The 20,645-nt window shown below is 26.9% G+C and carries 21 protein-coding genes; 3 read left to right on the plus strand and 18 right to left on the minus strand.

All coding sequences use genetic code 11. The annotated features are described in order from the left end of the window. Positions 1–8 precede the first annotated feature (8 nt). The 13 genes from ftsA to BB_RS01550 all read right to left on the minus strand — a co-directional run bounded on the left by ftsA (position 9) and on the right by BB_RS01550 (position 11,728). Complete coding sequence (ftsA, locus tag BB_RS01490) at positions 9–1,250, minus strand: cell division protein FtsA (protein WP_002656287.1); 1,242 nt, start codon at positions 1,248–1,250, stop codon at positions 9–11. Continuing rightward, positions 1,250–1,993, minus strand: a complete 744-nt coding sequence (locus tag BB_RS01495; protein ID WP_002656475.1) for a cell division protein FtsQ/DivIB — start codon at positions 1,991–1,993, stop codon at positions 1,250–1,252. Before BB_RS01495 ends, ftsA begins: the two co-directional genes overlap by 1 nt. Before the next feature lie 35 nt (positions 1,994–2,028). Continuing rightward, entirely contained in the window at positions 2,029–3,087 is a 1,059-nt protein-coding gene (ftsW, locus tag BB_RS01500; RefSeq protein WP_002664864.1) for a putative lipid II flippase FtsW, read from the minus strand. A gap of 42 nt (positions 3,088–3,129) precedes the next feature. Beyond that, positions 3,130–4,185 carry a phospho-N-acetylmuramoyl-pentapeptide-transferase gene (gene mraY, locus BB_RS01505; protein WP_002556902.1) on the minus strand — a complete coding sequence of 352 codons (1,056 nt, stop codon included), beginning with the start codon at positions 4,183–4,185 and terminating at the stop codon, positions 3,130–3,132. Positions 4,186–4,198: 13 nt separating this feature from the next. After that, complete coding sequence (locus BB_RS01510) at positions 4,199–5,593, minus strand: UDP-N-acetylmuramoyl-tripeptide--D-alanyl-D-alanine ligase (protein WP_010889724.1); 1,395 nt, start codon at positions 5,591–5,593, stop codon at positions 4,199–4,201. 22 nt (positions 5,594–5,615) lie between these two features. Beyond that, entirely contained in the window at positions 5,616–5,897 is a 282-nt protein-coding gene (locus BB_RS01515; RefSeq protein ID WP_002556904.1) for a hypothetical protein, read from the minus strand. Next, complete coding sequence (gene rsmH / locus BB_RS01520) at positions 5,894–6,784, minus strand: 16S rRNA (cytosine(1402)-N(4))-methyltransferase RsmH (RefSeq protein ID WP_002556905.1); 891 nt, start codon at positions 6,782–6,784, stop codon at positions 5,894–5,896. Before rsmH ends, BB_RS01515 begins: the two co-directional genes overlap by 4 nt. After that, entirely contained in the window at positions 6,777–7,613 is an 837-nt protein-coding gene (locus BB_RS01525; RefSeq protein ID WP_002556906.1) for a hypothetical protein, read from the minus strand. The genes rsmH and BB_RS01525 overlap by 8 nt, the downstream gene beginning before the upstream one ends. Further along, complete coding sequence (locus tag BB_RS01530; RefSeq protein WP_002665364.1) at positions 7,610–8,686, minus strand: hypothetical protein; 1,077 nt, start codon at positions 8,684–8,686, stop codon at positions 7,610–7,612. Before BB_RS01530 ends, BB_RS01525 begins: the two co-directional genes overlap by 4 nt. 30 nt (positions 8,687–8,716) lie before the next feature. Then, positions 8,717–9,475: a hypothetical protein gene (locus tag BB_RS01535; RefSeq protein WP_002556908.1), complete on the minus strand. Its 759-nt coding sequence runs from the start codon at positions 9,473–9,475 to the stop codon at positions 8,717–8,719. A gap of 271 nt (positions 9,476–9,746) precedes the next feature. Beyond that, positions 9,747–10,586 (minus strand): NAD(+)/NADH kinase, encoded by an 840-nt coding sequence (locus BB_RS01540; protein WP_010889725.1) that lies wholly within the window; start codon positions 10,584–10,586, stop codon positions 9,747–9,749. Beyond that, positions 10,576–11,106, minus strand: a complete 531-nt coding sequence (locus BB_RS01545) for a chemotaxis protein CheW (RefSeq protein WP_002556910.1) — start codon at positions 11,104–11,106, stop codon at positions 10,576–10,578. The genes BB_RS01540 and BB_RS01545 overlap by 11 nt, the downstream gene beginning before the upstream one ends. 43 nt (positions 11,107–11,149) lie before the next feature. Beyond that, on the minus strand, positions 11,150–11,728 hold the full coding sequence (locus tag BB_RS01550; protein WP_002657752.1) for an SAM-dependent methyltransferase: 579 nt from the start codon (positions 11,726–11,728) through the stop codon (positions 11,150–11,152). 50 nt (positions 11,729–11,778) lie between these two features. Between BB_RS01550 and BB_RS01555 the strand changes: the two genes are divergently transcribed. Continuing rightward, positions 11,779–12,822 carry a polyprenyl synthetase family protein gene (locus tag BB_RS01555; protein WP_010889726.1) on the plus strand — a complete coding sequence of 348 codons (1,044 nt, stop codon included), beginning with the start codon at positions 11,779–11,781 and terminating at the stop codon, positions 12,820–12,822. After that, entirely contained in the window at positions 12,822–13,508 is a 687-nt protein-coding gene (locus BB_RS01560; protein ID WP_002657754.1) for a tetratricopeptide repeat protein, read from the plus strand. Before BB_RS01555 ends, BB_RS01560 begins: the two co-directional genes overlap by 1 nt. A gap of 1 nt (position 13,509) precedes the next feature. On the opposite strand, the gene BB_RS01565 is transcribed toward BB_RS01560, so the two are convergent. The 5 genes from BB_RS01565 to BB_RS01590 all read right to left on the minus strand — a co-directional run bounded on the left by BB_RS01565 (position 13,510) and on the right by BB_RS01590 (position 19,227). Beyond that, entirely contained in the window at positions 13,510–14,316 is an 807-nt protein-coding gene (locus BB_RS01565) for an ABC transporter permease (protein WP_010889727.1), read from the minus strand. Then, positions 14,317–15,249 carry an ABC transporter permease gene (locus tag BB_RS01570; protein WP_002656259.1) on the minus strand — a complete coding sequence of 311 codons (933 nt, stop codon included), beginning with the start codon at positions 15,247–15,249 and terminating at the stop codon, positions 14,317–14,319. Then, positions 15,246–16,706 carry a sugar ABC transporter ATP-binding protein gene (locus tag BB_RS01575; RefSeq protein WP_002661849.1) on the minus strand — a complete coding sequence of 487 codons (1,461 nt, stop codon included), beginning with the start codon at positions 16,704–16,706 and terminating at the stop codon, positions 15,246–15,248. The genes BB_RS01570 and BB_RS01575 overlap by 4 nt, the downstream gene beginning before the upstream one ends. Next, a complete protein-coding gene (locus tag BB_RS01580) occupies positions 16,706–17,758 on the minus strand; it encodes a BMP family ABC transporter substrate-binding protein (RefSeq protein ID WP_002657760.1) in 1,053 nt (350 codons plus the stop codon). The genes BB_RS01575 and BB_RS01580 overlap by 1 nt, the downstream gene beginning before the upstream one ends. A gap of 410 nt (positions 17,759–18,168) precedes the next feature. Then, complete coding sequence (locus BB_RS01590; RefSeq protein ID WP_002657762.1) at positions 18,169–19,227, minus strand: hypothetical protein; 1,059 nt, start codon at positions 19,225–19,227, stop codon at positions 18,169–18,171. A 274-nt stretch (positions 19,228–19,501) separates the two neighbouring features. Between BB_RS01590 and BB_RS01595 the strand changes: the two genes are divergently transcribed. Beyond that, on the plus strand, positions 19,502–20,635 hold the full coding sequence (locus BB_RS01595; protein WP_002657765.1) for a LysM peptidoglycan-binding domain-containing protein: 1,134 nt from the start codon (positions 19,502–19,504) through the stop codon (positions 20,633–20,635). The last annotated feature ends 10 nt before the right edge of the window (positions 20,636–20,645 follow it).

A 20,645-nucleotide genomic window follows, 5' to 3' on the forward strand; every position in this document is an offset into this window, starting at 1 on the left:
ATGATTGGTCAAAACCATTCTTTCAAAAACCAACCTTTCAACTTTGAAGATATTTTATTTTTTCTTTTAACTTTACTGCTTACCTTCTTTAATTTATTGAATTTTTGTTGCTCGTGCTTATAAAGAACAAGACCAAGAGCTGAAGAAAACTTGGGGTCTATATGCTCTTCTCCAATTCCATTAATACTCATTGGCAAACCTATTCTTGCAGGATAATTAAATACCTCTTCTATTAAATTAGAAATGCCTGGGAATAAAGCTCCTCCGCCTGTTAAAACTATTCCACCATTAATTTTATTATAAAGTCCGCGCTTAAGTATTTCCGCTTTCATCATTTCAAAAATTTCTCTCAGTCTTGAATTAATTATTACAGACAACTCTTTTCTACTTTTTTCTTGAGGGGGTCGAGTTCCAAGATTTGGAATAATTACAGTTTCCATTTGACTCTCAAGAATAGACGGATGAGCAATGCCAGCTGTTATTTTAATATTTTCAGCAACATCCTCAGGAACCTTCCAAACTTGCGCAATATCAAGAGTCACTCTATTAACACCAATGGGAATTACACCCGTATAATAAGGAGAACCATCAATATAAAGAATAATATCTGTTGTCCCTTTGCCCATATCAATAAATAAAACCCCCATCTCACGCTCTTCTTTAGAAAGAGTTGCATAAGATGAAGCTAGACTTCCAAGAACAACCTCATCAACGGCAAAGCCAGCTCGATTTACGCATCTGACTAAATTCTGACTAGAAGAACTAGAGCCCGTAATAATGTGCACCTCTCCTTCAAGACGAATACCCATCATATCTATTGGATTTTTTATATGGGGTATTCCATCTACAATAAATTCTTGAGGAATAACATGAAGAATTTCTCTATCCATTGGAATAACAATTGCCTTTGCCGCTTCGATTACCCTTTCAACATCTTCTTCGTTAATCTCTCTTGTTTTTGAATTTATTGCAACAACACCGCGTGAATTAGTCCCCTCAACACTACTTCCAGACATAGAAACTGAAAGTGATGTAATGTCACATCCTGAGATGAGCTCTGCAGCCTCAATAGAATTAGATATTGAATCAAGAGCCGCCTCAATATTTATTAAAACTCCCTTCCTAACTCCTCTTGATATACTAGTGCCTATTCCAACTATTTCTAATTGATCATTTAAATTCACCTCGGCAACAACAGTACAAATTTTTGAAGTTCCAACATCTAAACCTACTATCAAATTCCTAGACACTAACTTTCTCCTAACAAAATGATATCACCACTTCTTAAATCTATAACGCCGGGTTTTCCTTTAAGCAAATTAACCGCAAGAAACACTTTATGCATCACATCCATTAAATTCATATCAACTGTTATCAATATTTTATTATATATACTTTTAATATACAAAATTACATTATAATCATAGAAATTCAATTTTAAAAAATTGACCTCTGATATTAAATTATACAAATATTTTTGATTTATTTTAAGATAATCAAGGCCTCTTACAATATTAAGCATTCTATCCTCTAGAAAATCTCCTACATTGTTGTCATTCAAAACTAATCCGCTAATTACGGGCAAATCATAAATTAAATGCTTACTTTTTTCCAAAATTACACCATCTGATGCAATACAATAATAAGTAATATTACCATTTACGTTTTCTAAAGCAACAGCAATCGGTATTCTTTTTTCTATTTTAATATTAATTTTATTGGGAAACTTAAGATCAACTTTAACATTCTTTACCCTTAAATCTTTTTTAAGATTCTCCTCATATATTCTAACATTAGCATTATGATAATACGTATTGGGCTTGATTCCTGAAATCTTGATTATATCCTCTTTAGAAAGAGAAATATCATTATTGATACTAATATACCTAATCAAAAAATAAGGAGATGCAAAAATAATAATTATTATTTCAAAAAAAATTAAAGACGTCAAGAAATATATATACTTAATTAAAAATTTTCTCTCAAAAATCATAACCTAACTCAATTTACACTACTAGAAAAATCTAATCAATTATTACTTAAATTTTTTGAAACATTTGAAATAAGGCCAGACAATGCCATGGTAACAATAATAGAAGATCCCCCAGATGAAAAAAATGGTAAATTTATCCCTGTAGGAGGCAAAAGACCGATTGCAATTAAAATATTCATCATGCTTTGAAGAAAAATTGCAAGACTTGAAATAAATGCAATAAAAAATTTAAACCTACTATTAGAATGAATAGCTATAAAATAACCAAAGTAAAAAAACAAAAAAAACAAGCTTATAGCAAACAAAACCCCTAAAAATCCTAATTCTTCTCCAAGAACTGAAAAAATAAAATCCGAATTGGCCTCTGGTAATTTTCCAAGTTTTACCTCTCCCATTCCCAGCCCTTTACCTAAAATTCCTCCACTTTTTAAAGCATTAAGAGATGCTATTATCTGGTAACCTTTGCCAGAAGGATCATCGTAAGGATTGAGAAAGGCAAAAATTCTAGAAACCCTATAAGGTTCAAGCATCAAGAATATAGCAGAAACTGGTAAAAAAGTAACCACAATAGCAAAAACATAGCTAAATGCCATATTAGAAACAAACAAAACAATAAAAAAAAGAATGGCAAAATAAATAGCTGTTGAATAATCGTTTTGCAAAATTATTAACACCCAAAAAATTGCAAAAATCAACATTGGCTTTATCCAGTATGAAATACCATTGTTTTTTCTTGGGTCAAACTTGCTCAAATAAGCTGAAAGATAAATAGTAAAAGATATTTTAAAAATCTCAGAAGGTTGAATGCTAACACCTTGAAAGAATATCCATCTCTTTGCTCCAGAAATACTTGGAGATAAAAAAGTTGCCATAATTAAAAAAAGAGTTATAATCAATACAGGAAATATTGATTTTTTTAAAAAATTTAAAGAAATCCTTTCAAAAACAAGAAAAACCATAAAACTTAAAAAAAGATAATTAAGTCTTGTGAAAAATAAAAAATTTGGATTACCTGTCAATTCTAAGCTTAGAAAAAAGGAAGAAGTATAAAAAACTACAAGGCCATAGGCTACCAATAGCAGCAAAACAAGCAAATAACATGTCCTAAGTGAATTTATCTCTACAACCATAATAAATTATCTGATTTTTATCGTGCTTAAAGCAATTATAGCAAATATTAACCCTATTATCCAAAATCTAATAACAACTTGCATTTCAGACCACCCAAGTTCTTCAAAATGATGATGAAGTGGAGCCATTTTAAATACTCTTTTTTTAGTTTTTTTGTAAACCAAAACTTGAATAATTACAGACATAGTTTCAATAATAAAAACACCCGCAAGAATTGAAAAAAGTATTTCACTTTTTAAAATCAAAGCTGCCATTCCAAGAATGGCCCCCAAAGCCAGACTACCTGTATCTCCCATCATAATTTTAGCAGGATAGGCATTAAACCACAAAAATCCAAAACTACCCCCAAGCAAGGCCCCAAGAAATATTACAAGCTCTTCAGAACCTTTAATATTTGGAATATGTAAATAAGCTGCAAAATCAGCCCTACTTGTAAGGTAAGCTATTATTATTAAAGCCCCTGTTATAACTATACTCAATCCAATTGCAAGTCCATCAAGCCCATCTGTTAGATTGAAAGAATTAGAAGCAGAAATTAAAATAAACATGCCAAAAGGAATGTAAAATAACCCCAAATCTATTTGAAAAGACTTAATAAAAGGAAAATAGATTACACTAACATGCTCACCACCAAAATAATATAAAATGCCAACAGAAAAAAAGGAAAATATTATTTGTCCATAAATCTTAAATCGAGCTTTAAGTCCATCTGAGGTTTTCTTTTTAATTTTTAAAAAATCATCTATAAAGCCCAAAAAAGCAAATCCCAGCATAACAAAAACCATAATCAAAAAATAAACATTTAAAATGTTGCTCCAAAATACTAAAGAGATAAAAACACAAAAAAAAATAAGAATGCCCCCCATGGTAGGAATTCCTGCTTTTTCACTTAAATGTCTTTTAGGGCCATCTTCTCTTAAAATCTGATCAGCTCTTAATTTTTTTAACTTTAAAATAATATAAGGGCCCACAATCAAAGAAAGTAAAAATGCAAAAATTGTAGCATAAGCCATTCTAAAGGTAATATATTTGAGCAAACGCAAACCTAAAAGGTAAAACATAAAAACCCCACTATCATCTAAATATATTTAAAATTCTCTCAAGCCTGTTAAACCTTGAGCCCTTAATGACAATAAAAACTGAAGGTTCCAAGCTTTTTAAAAAAAAATCAATAAATTTATCAAACTCGCTAAAGTAATATAAACACTTTTCAACTAAATTCTCAGAATCCCTAACATCTAAAAATTCTTCGCCAATTAGAAAAATTTTATCAAAATTCATTGAAATAGCCTCTTGAATTAAATCTTTGTGAGTTTTGTATGCCAATTCCCCAAGCTCTTTAAAAGACCCAAGAACTATAAACTTTTTGTTTTGGATATTAAGATCTAAAATCATATTTTTTAAGGCCATAAAAGAACCCATATTGCCATTATAAGAGTCGTTTAAAATCAAATATCCATTTTTTGTCAAAATTTCTGCTCTACCCTTTTGAAAAGCAGTTTCAATAAGGCCCTCTTTTATTTCTTTTTCTCTCATTCCTAAAAATAAAGCCAAATTAATACACCCTATTGCATTAAAAATATTATGCCGACCCAGCAATAAAATAGAGTATTCAAACCCTTTGTAAACAAAATCAAAAGAAAATTTCCCATCCAAAAAAGAAAATGACTTAATACTAAGATTTTCAAAATCAAAATAAACGATTTTAACATTTGGATTTGCGATTTTTGCTCTTTTTTCAAGATAAACACAATAATCATTCATTTCATTTACAACAAAGATTTCAATGTTTTTGCCAATTATTTTGCTTTTTTCAAAAGCAATAGCTTGCAACTCCTTGAAGGCTTGCATATGCGCATAACTTATATTCGTAATAATAACAATTTCTGGTTTTAAAATTTGAGATAAAAGATCCATTTCTCCAACATAACTAACTCCAACTTCAAAAACAGCATATTCTTCATTACCCTCTACCCTTAAAATACTAAGAGGAAGTCCAATATCAGAATTTAAATTACCCCAAGTTTTGTAAGTTTTGTATTTCTTTGAAAGTATACTGTAAAGCATCTCTTTAGTTGTAGTTTTGCCATTGCTACCCGTAATAGCAATTCTTTTAAAGCTTGTTTTTTCAATTAAAAACGATGCCAAAGCTTGAAGAAGTTTTATTACATTGCTTGTAAGCAAAAAAACCAACCCTTCATTGTCATTTAAATATTTAATACACTCAGATTCATGCTCTCTTGAGCATGCAAAACATTTAACACCCAGATCAATTAAATATTTAACAAAAGAAAATCCATCTACTTTATTTCCCTTATACGCAAAATAAAGACTATCATTGATATTGTCATCCTTTATTTCGCGACTATCTAACGAATAAAAAGACACTACTCTTTCAATATTTTTTATATTCCCCACAAATTTCACATCTTTAGAAGAGATTAAAATATCCTTAATCTTTATACGCACTCAAACCTCATTCTAAAATCTTTTACTCAACAAAAATATTTATATCTTCATTAGCTTTTTTTTCCAAATTTAATTCTCCAAAACAAAAACTCTCTATTCTATCAATATTTTCAAGCTCATATATTACCGTCAGTAACCTTAAATTATCATCAATAATATTTTCCTGTTCATTGTCTAAGTGATTAAATTCCCTAAGCTTTACAACATATCTGAAATTTAAATAAATATTAAAACACAATATAACTGTTAGTATCAAAACTAAAATACAATAAACTTTAAATTCAATCTTACTTATGCTGTTCATAATTTTTTTACAACTCTAAGTTTTGCACTCCTTGAAGGTTTGTTTTTTTTAATCTCATCAAAACTTGGCATAATGGGCTTTTTTGAGATCTTAGCATACAAATCACAGCTCAAGCTTCTAAAAAAATCTTTTACAATACGGTCCTCTATTGAATGAAACGTAATAATAGCTAAAATTCCATCTTTAGCTAAATTTTCTACCCAAAAAGGCAAGCTCCTTTTAAGCCGAGCAAGCTCATCATTTACATAAATTCTTAACGCTTGAAAAGTTTTTGTAGCTGGATTTATTTTAACTTTTGAAAAAGGATAAACTTTGCTTATTATGGATTGCAACTCTTTTGTGGTTTCTATTTTTTTAATTTTTCTATATTCTACAATAGCCTTAGAAATTCTTCTAGAATAATGTTCATTACTTAAATCATAAATTAAAGCTTCAAGGTCATATTTACTATAAGTGTTTACAATCTCAGCCGCACTAATTTTGCAAGAAGAAGAACAAAGCCTCATATCTAAAGGCTCATCTTCAAGAAAAGAAAATCCTTTTTTACTACCCTTGTAATGAAACATAGAAATACCAAGATCAACTAAAATAAAATTGGCTTTGACATTTAAAGGATAATTGACGAAAAAATTATCAAACCAATCATTAAAATATGTAATTCTCTCTTCAAAAATAGAAAGAAACTGCCTTGCTCTTTCTAAAATTTGAGGATCTCTTTCAATTCCAACCAAACTTAAAAAGTCATATTTCTCAAGAATAGCCTTTGCATGAACACCTTCTCCAAGAGTAGAATCAATGTATATTAAGTCACTTTTTACGGGCAAATCTTCTATAAGCTTACAAATTGCATCAAGAAGTACTGGAAAATGAAAAGCATTATTATTCATTTAATTTAAACCTATAAATTATTTTTTTTTCATTTCCATAAACATCGCCATATTTTATTTTAAGCTCATTCTTACCCTTAACAAAATTAAGATCATTTATCTTAAGACATCCCCCATCTTTTTTAATGTTCAAAATATCTAACCCATAATTTTTCTCTTGGGCTAAAGTATGTGTATCATTAATCAAAAAAATATTTTGAAAATCTGAACGAAGAATACTTTTATTATTCAAAATAGCTTCAAAATAATAAATTCCTTTAAGAGAATTTTCAAAAGATTCTACTTTTTGAGTATGAAAATACAACAAAAGACTGTATTGACCAGAATCTACATTTAAATTTATATTTTTGGATAATTCCAATCTTTCATCATCGCCCTTTCCTTTTAAAAAAACCCTACCCAATGTATAAACTGTCTCAGCAACCACATTGTTCCTATTTTTGATAATAAACAAAGGATTGATAATTTTTTTAGCACTAGGATCATTAACTACCAAATCAATAACACTCTTTTCATCTTTTAAAAAAATTTTTCCAAGCTTATAAAGAAATCCCCCAAAAACCTCTAAATTTAGATTTAAATCATTATCAAAAATAATTAAAATACTACCATCCCTATTTAAACTATTTTTTGAATATAAAATTTTATAATTATTGGAAAAAACAGATACGGTTTTTTCCAAGGGCCTTAACCTTAGGCTAATATTCAACTTATTATTATCCAACACACCAAAATCTTTAACTAAAGCAAACTTTTCATCATTTCTAAATTCCAAAAATGAATATAAATCTAAAATATTAAAGAAAAATATAAAAACAATTAAAATCACTGAGCCAATCCCAAGTATTTTAAATCATTATTACTATTAAAATACAAAAGTCCCTTTCCAAATTCAACAAAAGAGCTTATTTCATCTTTAATAAAAATATTATCAAACAATTTAAAAGAATTTGCAGAATAAGTTTTTATATTAATGATTTTTTCACTCTCAGAATAAAAATATACTCTATAAATATTTTGAAAATAATCATATGACGCTCTTAAAATAGAATTTTTATTTTCAACCTTAAATATTCTACCACTTTTAATATTTATCACCGCAAGTGAATTTTTGCCTTCAATAAACAAATTATGATAATCATCTATTTTTATAAAAGTCTCAAAACTATTAATGGTTAAATTGTTTAATTCTAAAATTTTTTTATAATTATTCTCTAAATCAATTATTTCTAAAAAATACTCAGAACTGCCTTTTAGTGAAACCAAATATTTATTATCGGAGCTTAATTTAACAAAACATGTTGGAAATTTTCTCTCTAAAAAATTTTCCATATAAATTATCTTACCCTGTTTATATATATAAATCTCACCATTAGAAAGTCCCAAAACCAAAACTTCATTATTATAGTCCACACTTAAAATTGAGGACAAAAAATTGAGCATTAGTATATTATTTCCGCTAGAATCATAAACTTCTAAAGTTTTATATAAATTATTTAAAGTAAAAATTAAATTATTTATTGCAAAAACAAAATCCTTTAGCTTGAGTGTAAATAAAAATTTATTGTTTTTAACAGAAAAAACAGAATAATCTTCGCCGGAATTAAAAAGCACATAATAATAGTCTGAATAACTTATTAAGTTATCACTTAAAAGAGAATAACAAGATTCCCCGAAATTAAGACTTAAAACCTTATTTGATACAAAAACATTCTTACTTAAATTTATATTTTTACAATCAGATTTATTTTCAAAATTCTTAAAATCATAAAAATTAGATACATTCATAGTAGATCTTATAAAAAAATCAATCAAAATTATAAATAATAAAAACAAGCTTAGAATCAAAAAAAATTTTAATTTTTTGAATTTAATAGTGCCCTCTTCTACATTAAAACTCAATATAACTACTTTCTCCCCACCTTAATTTATCTATTTTACTTTAATTAAATCTGAACTAAACTTTGAAGACCAAACTCCATGAAACCTTGAAAATTTTTCAGCAGCTTCTTTTTGAGAGGCTATAGTAGCCAAAGCTCTTCCAGCTTCAAGATAACCAAGAGAATGCAGTCCAAATTCATGAGATCCACTAATCTCATATTTGCCCCTTAAAATAAAAGCTCCTTCTTCTAAAAGCTCCAACACTTTAATAAGGTGTTCAAATTGAAATTTATAATAAGGACTCTCAAGTTTTAAATTCTTAGAAAAATCTCTAAAATCAATAATATTTTTAGAAAAAACAATAAATTTGAGATACATATCCTCAAGAAAAACAAGTGTTTTAGAATCTTTTTTGCTAAAAATTTTAGCCAAATCAATTAAATAACCTAATTTTTTAATAATTAAAAACCTCTCTTCTGGATTTAAATTAAGAGCCTGAGGCATTTCAATCAACTCTCTTGGAGTAATACTAAGAACAGGGCTAATAACTAAACTAAAATCAGAAATCAACCCAGACAAAATTTTTTTTATAGAATAATTTACTTTCAATCTAGGCCTAGTATAAAAATAATTTAAAGAAGAAATATAACTTAAAACATTTAAATTGAAATCAATAAGATTAAATGAAAGTTTAGCATTTGATGTAAATTCGCCAGTCTCTTTTATAGCTGCTATATCATTTAAAGTCCTTAAAACAAGATTATTAATGTACACTATTTTTTTATAATTTTCATTATCAATTAAATCCATAAACACCTGCCTAAAACTCATAAAAGGGTGATTTATCAGCTATCTAATATATTGATTTTAGCAAAAAATATATTAAATATTTTAACAAGTTATAAATTTATAAAAAACACCCTTTAAACATTAACTCTGCGAATAAACAAAACATTAAAATCCTTATAATAAAACATGTAAAATCCTCTAACCTTATTAAAGATTAGATTAAACCAAACATTCAAACAACAACCAAGAAAAATTTTTATTAAAAAGAACACTGTTTAAAAAAACATTGAACTTACAATAATTTGTTTTTTAATCTCTTAACAAAAGTATCCGTACAAAATGAAACAAAATTCAAGCTTTGAGAAGAAATTTTAAATTCAAAAACAACGTCAACTCCGAAAGAACCAAAATTAATTCCATCTAAAAAAATTGATGCTGCTGCTATAAAATATTCCTTTGAAAAAGAAATGGAAAGTTTACTTAATTTAGAGAACACAAAAGAACGATTATAAACAGAATGTGGAGAAATAGGCGTAAGTRAAAATCCCTCAAGATCTGCTTCTAAAATAGGACCCCCTGCTGAGAAAGAATATCCTGTTGAGCCTGTTGGAGTAGACACAATTATCCCATCACTTTTGTATGATAAAAAACTCTCAGAATTAACCATAAGATCTACATAAATCATTTTATTAAGAACGCTTGAGCGAATAATAATATCGTTTAAAGCATATTTAGAAATTAAATCTTTACCGTGTTGAGAAACTGTTACATGAAGCAAAAATTTTTTATTAATAACCAAAGAATTGTTAAAAAATCTATCTATGACTTTTTTAAAATCTTCAATCTTAATATCTGCTAAAAATCCCACATTGCCCATATTAATTGAAATAATTGGAATATCAATGTTTTCATTTTCAAGAAGCAAATTAACAGCCAAAAGAACTGTGCCATCTCCTCCTAAAGTTATCAAAAAAAGAAAATTTTCTTTTGGAAAAGAAAATAAAGGTCTGCCAACATCTATTAACACTACTTCAACAAAATACTTGGTTTCTAAATAAACTTTAACATCATTGCCTAAAATACTAGCTCCCGACTTTAAAGTATTAATGCAAAGAAGAACTTTATTCTTCATATTGATCTTTATAGGGAATGTCGTCAAATTCGCATTTATCAAAAATTTTTGCTATATCAATTAATACTAAGTATTCACTCTCAAGATTATCAGCCTCGTCAAGCTTTACAACTCCAGATATATATTTTCTATCTAAAGTTTGTAAAGTAGCGGGAGGTTCTTGAACCCTAGAATCATCAAAGCTAATAACTTTAAGAACTCTATCAACAAAAATGCCTAAAAGCTTATTTTTAATCTTAACTATTAAGTATCCTGTTAAAAGCATGTCTTCTTCTGTTACCGAAATAGAAGGAACTCCAAATTTAATATTTAAATTAATTAAAGGAATAATACTGCCTCTAAGATTATAAATACCTATAATATATTCGGGAACATTTGGTATAGCATAAACTCCTTCTGATGGAACTTTAATAATTTCTCTAATGTGCTCTATTGACACCCCATAGCTTTCTTTTCCTATTTTAAAACCTGCAACTTGAAGCTGTGATCTGCTGTCTTTAGAACTTTCTTTTCTAAACATATTTTATACCTTTAAATCTGTTTATAACAATTTGATTAATTTGCTACTTGCCAAAACTTTTGCCTAAAAAATAAATTTCAAAAGAATTTTTCCTTACAGCTTTGGGTCTAATTTTTTTTACAAATTTAAAATATTTTTCAAACTTTTTAAAAATTTGCATCTCGTCTCCTCCCTGAAAAACTTTAACAAGTAAATTCCCTTTTTTAAGTAAAACTTCAAGTGATAAATCTATTATTCTCATGCTTAAATTAAAAGAATTGCTGGTATCTACAAGTCTATTTCCAGTAGTCTTGGGAGCCACATCACTAATTACAAGACTATAAGGTTTAAACGTATTAATTTTAAAAACTGTATCATCTAAAAAGATATCTCCCTTTATAAAATAAAAATTATCATCATATCTAAGGCCAATATCATTAATATCAACAGATACTAGAATTCCTCTTTTAAGCTTTTTATAAGCATACTGAGAAAAGCTGCCAGGTGATGCGCCAATATCTAAAACATTGCCAGAAGAAAATAAAGAAAATTTTTCATTAATTTCTATCAACTTATATACAGACCTTGCCAAATATCCTTCTCTTTTGGCTTTTTTAGAATATTCATCATCCAAGCGATACACATCAATCCCTTTAATACACTTTATTATACTTTTTCATTATAATTCTTATTATGCAAAATAAACTATTTTTAAAAAATATTGAAAAAAATATTAATAAAATCTTTTCAACAACTAATTTTCTAAATTTATTCAAAGATAACGATTTAAAATTTACTTTTAAAATAAAAAAGGAAACCCTTGATTATATTAAAGCACCAGCAATTGAAATTGTTAATAGGGGCGGAAAACGAATAAGACCAATGATAATGATTCTTTTAGCATATGCATTGGGTTTAAAAGAAAAAAATACCAAACTAATATATAAATTAAGCTTGCTGCTTGAACTTCCTCATTCTGGAAGCTTGATTATTGATGACATTGAAGACAATTCACTAAAAAGACGCGGTGCATCAGCAATACATTTAATCTATGGAATAGATAACAGTATAAATGCTGGCAATTTAATTTATTTTTTACCTGCAAAATTAATAGAAAAATCAAATTTAAAAGAAAATCAAAAATTATTAATTTATGAAAATTTCTTTACAACTCTTTCAAATCTCCACCTAGGACAAGGAATTGATATTAAATTTCACAATGAGTCATACATCCCAAGTATTAAAGAATACATCTCTTTAGTAGAATTAAAAACAGCTTCACTTTTTGGAATGGCCAGCTTTCTAGCTGCAATACTCACAAATAATGAAGACAAAGCTAAAAAAATTTACAGTACATTTTTAAAGCTTGGTGTTTATTTCCAAATAATAGACGATATTAAAAACATTAAAAATAAAATTAATGGTAAAGAATTCGGAGATGATTTACTCGAAGGGAAAAAAAGTTTGCCAATAATTTATTTTTTACAAGAAAAAAAGTTTGAACCAAAAATTATTTCAAAATTCAATCAAATAAAAAATACCAAAACTACCAAAGCAAGAAAAGAAATATTTAAACTAACAGAAATGATAAACTCATCAAAATCAATAAAAAATTCAACTATTGTTGCCTTAAAATACTTAAACGAGTTTAAAAACGAACTCAATTTATACCCACTAACAAATAGATATAAAAATCTACTAATAGATACTATTGAGCAAATAAAAGAAGGAATATAATGAGAAAAATAACAATAATGATACTTTTCTATGGCTTGATAATAAATGTTTGCCCTACTACAACAACATCAATATTAAAACTTAATAAAAAAGCAAACAAACATACAATAGAAAAACTTTACCAAAAATCAATGTTACTAAAAGATTCAAAAAAATATAATAAAGCAATAGAAAGTCTAACAAAAATAATTAACATGGATCAAAATCAAGCTGATGCTCATCTTTTGCTCTCAGAATTAGAATATTTAAATAAAAACTGGAAAAAAGCAATTATTAAATCTCAAGATTACTTAAAAATAATAGACTTTAAAGATAAAAAGAACTTTTTAGATATCTCTTGGGCATACTTTTTAATAGGAGAAGTTAAAAATTCAATGGACTATATAATTAAATTTTTCCAAAGCGGTAAAGAATTGTTCAGAGAAAACATATTTATAGCAATTGATGCCCTTTTTAAAAAAAGTATTTATCATTTTACAAACAATGAAAATGCAGCATTCAATGCAATATTATCTTCAACGTTTCAATTAGCACTCAATGACGACACATTGTTTATAATTTTTTTAAATAATTTAGAAATAATAAAACAAATACCCTTCTATCATTTTAATAGAAAAAAATTAGAAGAATTATATCTACAAATCAGCACTCTAAAAACAATTCAAAACACAACGTGCAGAACTTAAACTAAGATCTATCTTTTCTCTTAATCAACGAAACCAATATATTTATTATTATTGCTACATAAAATTGAAAAGAAAGAGAAAAATAAGAATTTACATACTCTTGAGTGCGAAAAAATTGATATTCAAAAAAAACTATCAAAAAAGAAATTGGAAAAATTAATAAAGGATTTGAAAATGCAATATAAAGAATGCAAATAGCAAGCCAACCATTGTTTAATCCTAAATTATAAGAGTAAGCATTAAGACTTACCGCAATAAATGAGCCAGCAAGACTTGCTGTGAAAATTGATACAAAAATTGCAAAAGATTTGAAACGACTGCTTATTTTCTCGCCCAAAATGTCTTCATAACTCCCTGAAGAGATAAATTCAAACACTGCTCTAATTCTTGAATAACTTATAACATAAACAGTAATAAATAAAAAAATGAAAAAAACAGCAATAAAAACAAAAATCTCAAAATTTCCAGATAAATTTAAAGTAAAACCAGGAATAAAATTAAAATTACTCTTCATTAAATAWTCAACAAAAAAATAACAAAAAATATTAATACCTATTCCTGCTATAAAAATATCATAATTTTTTTTTACTACAAAAGATAAAAAAAATCCAAACAAAAAACTAATAAAAAGGGTAAAAATGGTTGACATAAAAATTCCATATCCCAAATAGATGAAAAAAGATGTTAAAAATATTGAAAGATACGAAATGCCTTCAATAGATACATTTAAAAATCCTATTTTCTCTGTATAAAGAACTCCAAGTGCTAAATACGAAAATACAATAGCCTGCTCAAAAATACTAAACATCTACTTTTTCCTAGCTTTAATCAAAAATAAAGAGATAAAAATAGCAATTGATTGACAAAGCCCAATAAATTCATACTTAAAGTCATAATTTATATTAAGAAAATTATTAAATTCAATTAATATTGAAAACAATAAGCTAAAAAATAATACATAAACATAATTAAATCCTGAAATTACAGCAACAATTAGACTACTCCAACCAAGTCCTGAAGTTAGCCCTAAAACCAAATATGGTCTAAAAAACACTACAAACATAGAACCTGCAAGACCATTTAAAAAAGCACTGCCAAATACAGCGAAAAACTTATATTTAAATTCATTTATATTGAAAAAAATGTCTATCTTTTTTTTATTGCTTAATATTTCAAGCTGAAGACCATAAATAGTTTTTTTGTGAATAAAAACATAAAAAAGCCAAACTGATACACCAAGCAAAAACAAGTAAATAAGTGATGAATCTAAAGCAAACAAACTATTAATCCTTTTTGTCTGATTAGAAAAACTACCTGTTTTTAACATATTTAAAATAAATCCATCCACCAATCTTTGATTTCCATAAGATATTAAAAGACCTGTTAAGGCTTTATTTAATCCGAAGAAAAAAGTAATAAAAAAGGGGATAAGCCCCAAAAGTCCTACAAAAAAAGAACTTAAAAGTATCAAAAATACAAAATTAAAATAGGTTAATCCAAAAAAACTTGAAAATATATAAACTAAAAATGCCCCAAAATAAATCTGACCTTCATTCCCAAGATTTAATGAATTACTCTTGGCACAAGTAGCAATCCCCGTAGCCATAATTAAAAATAAAATAAAGCGCCAAGATATCATTTTAATATAAGAAAATTGAAAAAAATCACCGAAAAAATAGCTAATACTTAATATTGAAAAAGAAAAAATTAATGCCATAAAGCTATTTCTAAAAAAGATCATAAAAATAGCAATTCCTTTAATTTTTCTTTACTAATCTTTTCTCTAGATACGTTTAACAAAACTTCTCCCATTTTCATTGCCAAAATGTTATCAGAGAGCAAAAGCAATTCATCTAAATTGGAAGTAATCAAAAGAACTGGCTTTTCTTTTGAATAATTACGAATAGCAACAGACATTTCATTATAAGCTTTGTGATCTAAATTGCTCAAAGGAGAAAAACAAATTAAAAAACTTTTTGCAATATACATCTCTCTGTAAAGAGCAAATTTCTTCAAAGTTCCTCCAGAAAATGCCAAAGATTTTGAATAAAGAATTCTATATATTTTCTCTTCGCTATAAAATTCCATTTTTTTTTTAAAAAAATCTTTAATCTGATTAATGTAAGATTGCCTAATAAAAATTTTATTTTCAAAATTCATAAATTTGGCCAAAAAATTATCTAATATGCTGCTATTATCGGGGAATAAATTACCAATACCTAAGGGTAAAAATCCCGCTTTACACTCAAAAATATTTATTCGCTCATATCTAATGCCATCAATTTTTATGCACCCAACAAAAAGAAGCTCTCCTAAGAATAATTTTTCCCAAGTTTTAATTACAGCTTCTTCGCCAATTATCCCTAAAACACCCCTTTTATTTAAAGAAAAACTAACATCATACTTCCAAAAATCTTCAAAAAACAAATTAAATTTAATAGGATCTTTTTCAAATTTGTTGCAATTAATATTTGCAACAAATACTTTGTCACTAGAGGATTCAAGCTTGCTCAAAATTGATTCTTTGTTTACTGTTCTAAAACACTTTCCATCTTTTAAAATAATAAACTCATCGCTAAATTTTATAGCATCTGTAATCTCGCTGTGGGTAATAAAAAGAGACGCAACTCCCGATTTCTTAAGCAATACAAGCAATTTTATAAAAGCTTGTGCTTCTTTTTGAGAAAAATAAGCAGCACTCTCATCAAAAATAATTATTTTTGCATTCTCTTTAAGAGCAGCAATAATAAGTAAAAAATAAATCTCTTTAATATTTAAATCTTTAATTTTCTTATCTAAATCAAAAGAAATTTTATAAAATTGCATAAGCCATCTATAATATTTGTAGGTCTTAGATTTATTCATCGGCATGAAAAATTCATAACCAAACCAATAGATACTCAAATATTCCCATACTCTTAAATTCATTTTCAAATTAGGAACTTGAGAAACAAGATAAATACCATTATTTTTAGCTTTATCTACATTCCAATTTTTTTGCTTAATGCCATTTACTAATATTTCACCCTCATCAAATTCAATAAGTCCGGCAATAATCTTGGCTAGAGTGCTCTTTCCTTCTCCATTTTTACCAACTACTGTAAAAATTTTAACTTCCCCAATTTTTAAATTAATACTATCCAAAATAGGCTTGTCAATATCTGGAAAATACTTAACTATGTTTTTAAACTCTACCATTAATTTTGTTCCAAATTAATTTTTATACCATTTGCACTAACCTCTTCTATTTTTTTTAAAAGATCTTCTTTTAACTTTTGACTGGTTCGCTCTAAATAAAAAACATTCGAAACATTAAACAAAACTCCTTTATGTTTTATGCCAAAAATATCAGAATTTCCATAGTTAATCTCTGACTTAAGAGCCTTATCTAAAATATGTGAAACATAATATTTTTGATTTGTAATTCCTGAACCAATAATATTTTCTTTATTATCCAAATAATCTTCGCTATCAAAAAGAACTGCAGAGATATTATTCTCTCTAACAGAAGAAAGCACTCCTTCAACAGCAGGCCCCACAATAGGAAGTATTACCAAAGCCCCCGAATCCTTAATCAAAGAGTCTGATAATAATTTAGCTAAATTGCTATCATGCCAATTGCCCAAAACTCGATAATAAACTTCAGATCTCATACCAGTATCAAGAATGCCTTTCTTGAAATAACGATAAATATAATCATTCATAACGGGATAATTTTGACCTGCAATCAAAGCAGCATTTCCAAAGCCAGATTTAATAAATTCCTTTAAAAAAAGACCTACATAATATCCTAAAATATATGCCTCTTCTGCTACATTATAAGAAACTGAATAAACCTGCTTGTTGGTATTTTTAACCAAAGAATCAAAAATGAGAAACTTAGTATAAGGATAATTACTTGAAACACTGTCAACAATATCTTGCATAGCATTATTTGTAGTTATTAAAAAATCATATTTTTTTGAAGTTAATAGTTTTTCAAGCATTTCTATCCACTCGCTTTGATTAAATCCAGCTTCTAAAACTTTAATTTCAAGATTTTCATGATTTTTTTTAAATTCAAACAAAGAATCATACATTTCTTTATAAGATGGAGATCCTGAAATAACCCCGGGAATAAATAAAGCAATATTGGTTTTGTTAGAAATATCAACCTTTCGCTTCTTGAAAAAAATTAAATAAACAAATAAATATAAATGAAATATCGTAAATAAAATCCAAAACCCTTTAAAAAACACCTTTTTACTCATAAAAATAAAACATCCTTTTATTAATTATTATTAAATTCACTTTAATGCCATAAAAGTTAAATAAAAAATCAATAACAAGCTATAAAAAATAAAACCGCCAAAACTAATTAAAAAATTAATTATCCGATCAACTGAAGAGCGCATTTTTCCCCCTTACGATAAAATTTTGGCAAAAAATTCTCAACCCAAATTTAATAAAATATTAAGCAAATTATGAATGTGAATTTTAAATTTCGTTGAATAATATAATAAAACTTGAAAATTTTTCATTTTTTTTAAAATGGCTGATATTAATAGTTTCAAACAGCTGATAAAAACAAATATGTTAATTTCTTCTTCAATTTGAATTTTCAAAGAATATACCATGCCATCTAACAAATAGCTTTAACATAAAGCTAAATATATAAAAATCAAAACTCTCTAGGGCGCAATAAATACAATTCATTAACATTTAAATTACTAGTAATATCATCATTTGAGCGTCTTAAATACATCTTTAGAGAATGGATTGTTTTAAAAAACTTATTTTTTAAAAGATTTTTATTAGCTTTGTAATCTTTTAAAAATTTTGAAATGGGCCCGTTAACAGTTGTTGAATTGTCAAAAAAAGTAGAAAAATATTTCAAAACATCATCTACAAAATAAAACCTATTAGCCAAATCAACAAAATTATTAAAAAGCACTCCGATTCTACCCTTTAAATAATTAACATTTTTAATCATATCAACCCTGTTACCAAATTTATAATTTTTATCTTCCAGGCTCCATTTTGAATATATAGAATTAAATTTAAAATCTTTCATTAAATAATTATACATAAAGTTGAATCTAAAACTATCCTCAATATATTTTAAAACAAAAAAATATAAAAACCTTTTATTTAAAGACATAAAATTATCTTTAGCCATCCTTATAAAATTTTGATTAACACCCTTTAAAGTGCCTTCATTAACTTTGTGTAAAAAAGAATTTCCATTAAAAAGCAAAAGACTGGTATTGGGAAAAATTAAATATTCGGTTTTATTAATATGTCTGATGCTACCCTTGTAAACATTAATAAAACAATTATTAAAATAATCGCTATTGACATAAAATTTTGAAGTATTTTCGGCTTTAAACAGGTTATTATCTATTATAACAGAAAATGAAGACCCTTTAACAATGCTATGAATTATAGCATCAACACTTCCTCTAAATAAATATATTTTTGCGTCTTGCAAATCTTTAAGAGAAGAATAAAACACAAAACTATTTGTATTGGAATAAAAAATTAAATCTACAGAAATACCATTTATTTCATATAAATTTATTTTAAGCTTTGAATTTTCTCCAACCTCAATAAAATCATATTCAAAAATTTCGTCATCTAAATCTAACTTAACGGGAAATGTATTTCTAACAACACTAACTCTACCTTCTATTTCTTTTACAACTGCCACTTGAGAAAATAAAGTTCTACTTGAAAGCAATATTAAAAGGATAAAATGATATATTCTAAAAATATAGTTCTCCTAATCTTTGAAAAACTCATAAATTTAATTATACCTTGTTTTACATAAATTTATTACACTTTGAACAATGATGAAAAAGAAGTATAATTTAATTTAAGAATTAAAAATATTAAGTTTTTATTGACATACTATAATTGCTATACTAATAAAAATAGTAAAAGTAAGAACTTTAATATTTATAGGTTCTTACTTTAAAGATTAATAGAAGCCAAGTTATTAGAAGGGTGTATTTATGAATATAAAGAATAAATTAATATCGCTGCTAATTGTAGTAGCAATCTCTTTTATCGCATGCAAAACGCCTCCAGAATCAAGAGAGAGTAAAAATGCTAAAATTGCACAACCAGATAATAAAAATTTTCAATTAAGAGATATAAAAGACATTAAAAATGAACTAATAAGAGAACGGGGACATCTTTTTTATTCCAAAGAGTTTAATGAAGCTGAAAGATTAGAAGAAGCAATGAAACAAAGTTTTTCCAAAAAAAAAGCAATAGAAGGAAATGAAATTGCTCTAAAAGTACTTGAAAGATACAAAACAATAATAAGAGAAACGAGGGAAAAAAAAGAAAAAACAAATTACCTTAAAGAAAATATTGAAAAGTATCTAAACGATGCAGAAGCAAATGAAGCATACATATGGATCCCGCTGGAAATCGACGAAGTAAATAATTTATATTTTGAAGCAACAAGAAAATATAAAAATTACGATCTTGATAATGCCCTTGACATGTATAGCAAGGCCTTTAACAGAGCACAACAAGCAGCAAAAAATGCCAAAGAAGCTAAAGCTTTAAAAGAAACTGATGAGAGAATGTACAAACAATTAAAAGCACTTGAAGCGGCTTCCAACTTACCAATTTATAGCAATAATAAGCTTATAAAGCCATCTCCATGGAATGGTAGAGCATTCATTAAAGAAAGAAACAGTCACTTAAACCTTTTAAATACTAATAAAGACACTTATCTTCTTGGAGAAGCAGAAATTTCAATTCCAATAGTACTCGCATACGAAGAAAAAGTGGAAATAGCAAAAAACTCCAAACCTCAAGAACAATTCAAAACGCTAGAACTTATTGAAAGATCTAGAACATTGTGGGAAAAAGGGGTTGAGGCTAAAAATGTAAAAAACTTTAGACTTGCCAATGAATTATTTTTAGAATCTGCAAGATACCTTGAAGCTTATCAAAGCAATGCAAGCAGCGAGCTTTACGTAATAAAAATAGGCAATACCCTATGGGGCATTTCCAAAAAATTATACAACGATCCTTACTTATGGCCAAAAATTTGGTTTGCCAACAGACAAAAAATACAAAATCCGGATCTAATTCATTCTAACTGGAAGATAATAATTCCTGCCAAATAAGCAAAAACAA

The sequence above is a fragment of the Borreliella burgdorferi B31 genome (assembly GCF_000008685.2).
Lineage (GTDB): Bacteria > Spirochaetota > Spirochaetia > Borreliales > Borreliaceae > Borreliella > Borreliella burgdorferi.

Coding starts and splice junctions, on each gene's coding strand:
- BB_RS01495 (WP_002656475.1), bottom strand. CDS start 1,993: ATGATTTTTGAGAGAAAATTTTTAATTAAGTATATATATTTCTTGACG.
- mraY (WP_002556902.1), bottom strand. CDS start 4,185: ATGTTTTACCTTTTAGGTTTGCGTTTGCTCAAATATATTACCTTTAGA.
- BB_RS01515 (WP_002556904.1), bottom strand. CDS start 5,897: ATGAACAGCATAAGTAAGATTGAATTTAAAGTTTATTGTATTTTAGTT.
- rsmH (WP_002556905.1), bottom strand. CDS start 6,784: ATGAATAATAATGCTTTTCATTTTCCAGTACTTCTTGATGCAATTTGT.
- BB_RS01535 (WP_002556908.1), bottom strand. CDS start 9,475: ATGGATTTAATTGATAATGAAAATTATAAAAAAATAGTGTACATTAAT.
- BB_RS01545 (WP_002556910.1), bottom strand. CDS start 11,106: ATGTTTAGAAAAGAAAGTTCTAAAGACAGCAGATCACAGCTTCAAGTT.
- BB_RS01555 (WP_010889726.1), top strand. CDS start 11,779: ATGCAAAATAAACTATTTTTAAAAAATATTGAAAAAAATATTAATAAA.
- BB_RS01560 (WP_002657754.1), top strand. CDS start 12,822: ATGAGAAAAATAACAATAATGATACTTTTCTATGGCTTGATAATAAAT.
- BB_RS01570 (WP_002656259.1), bottom strand. CDS start 15,249: ATGATCTTTTTTAGAAATAGCTTTATGGCATTAATTTTTTCTTTTTCA.
- BB_RS01575 (WP_002661849.1), bottom strand. CDS start 16,706: ATGGTAGAGTTTAAAAACATAGTTAAGTATTTTCCAGATATTGACAAG.
- BB_RS01580 (WP_002657760.1), bottom strand. CDS start 17,758: ATGAGTAAAAAGGTGTTTTTTAAAGGGTTTTGGATTTTATTTACGATA.
- BB_RS01595 (WP_002657765.1), top strand. CDS start 19,502: ATGAATATAAAGAATAAATTAATATCGCTGCTAATTGTAGTAGCAATC.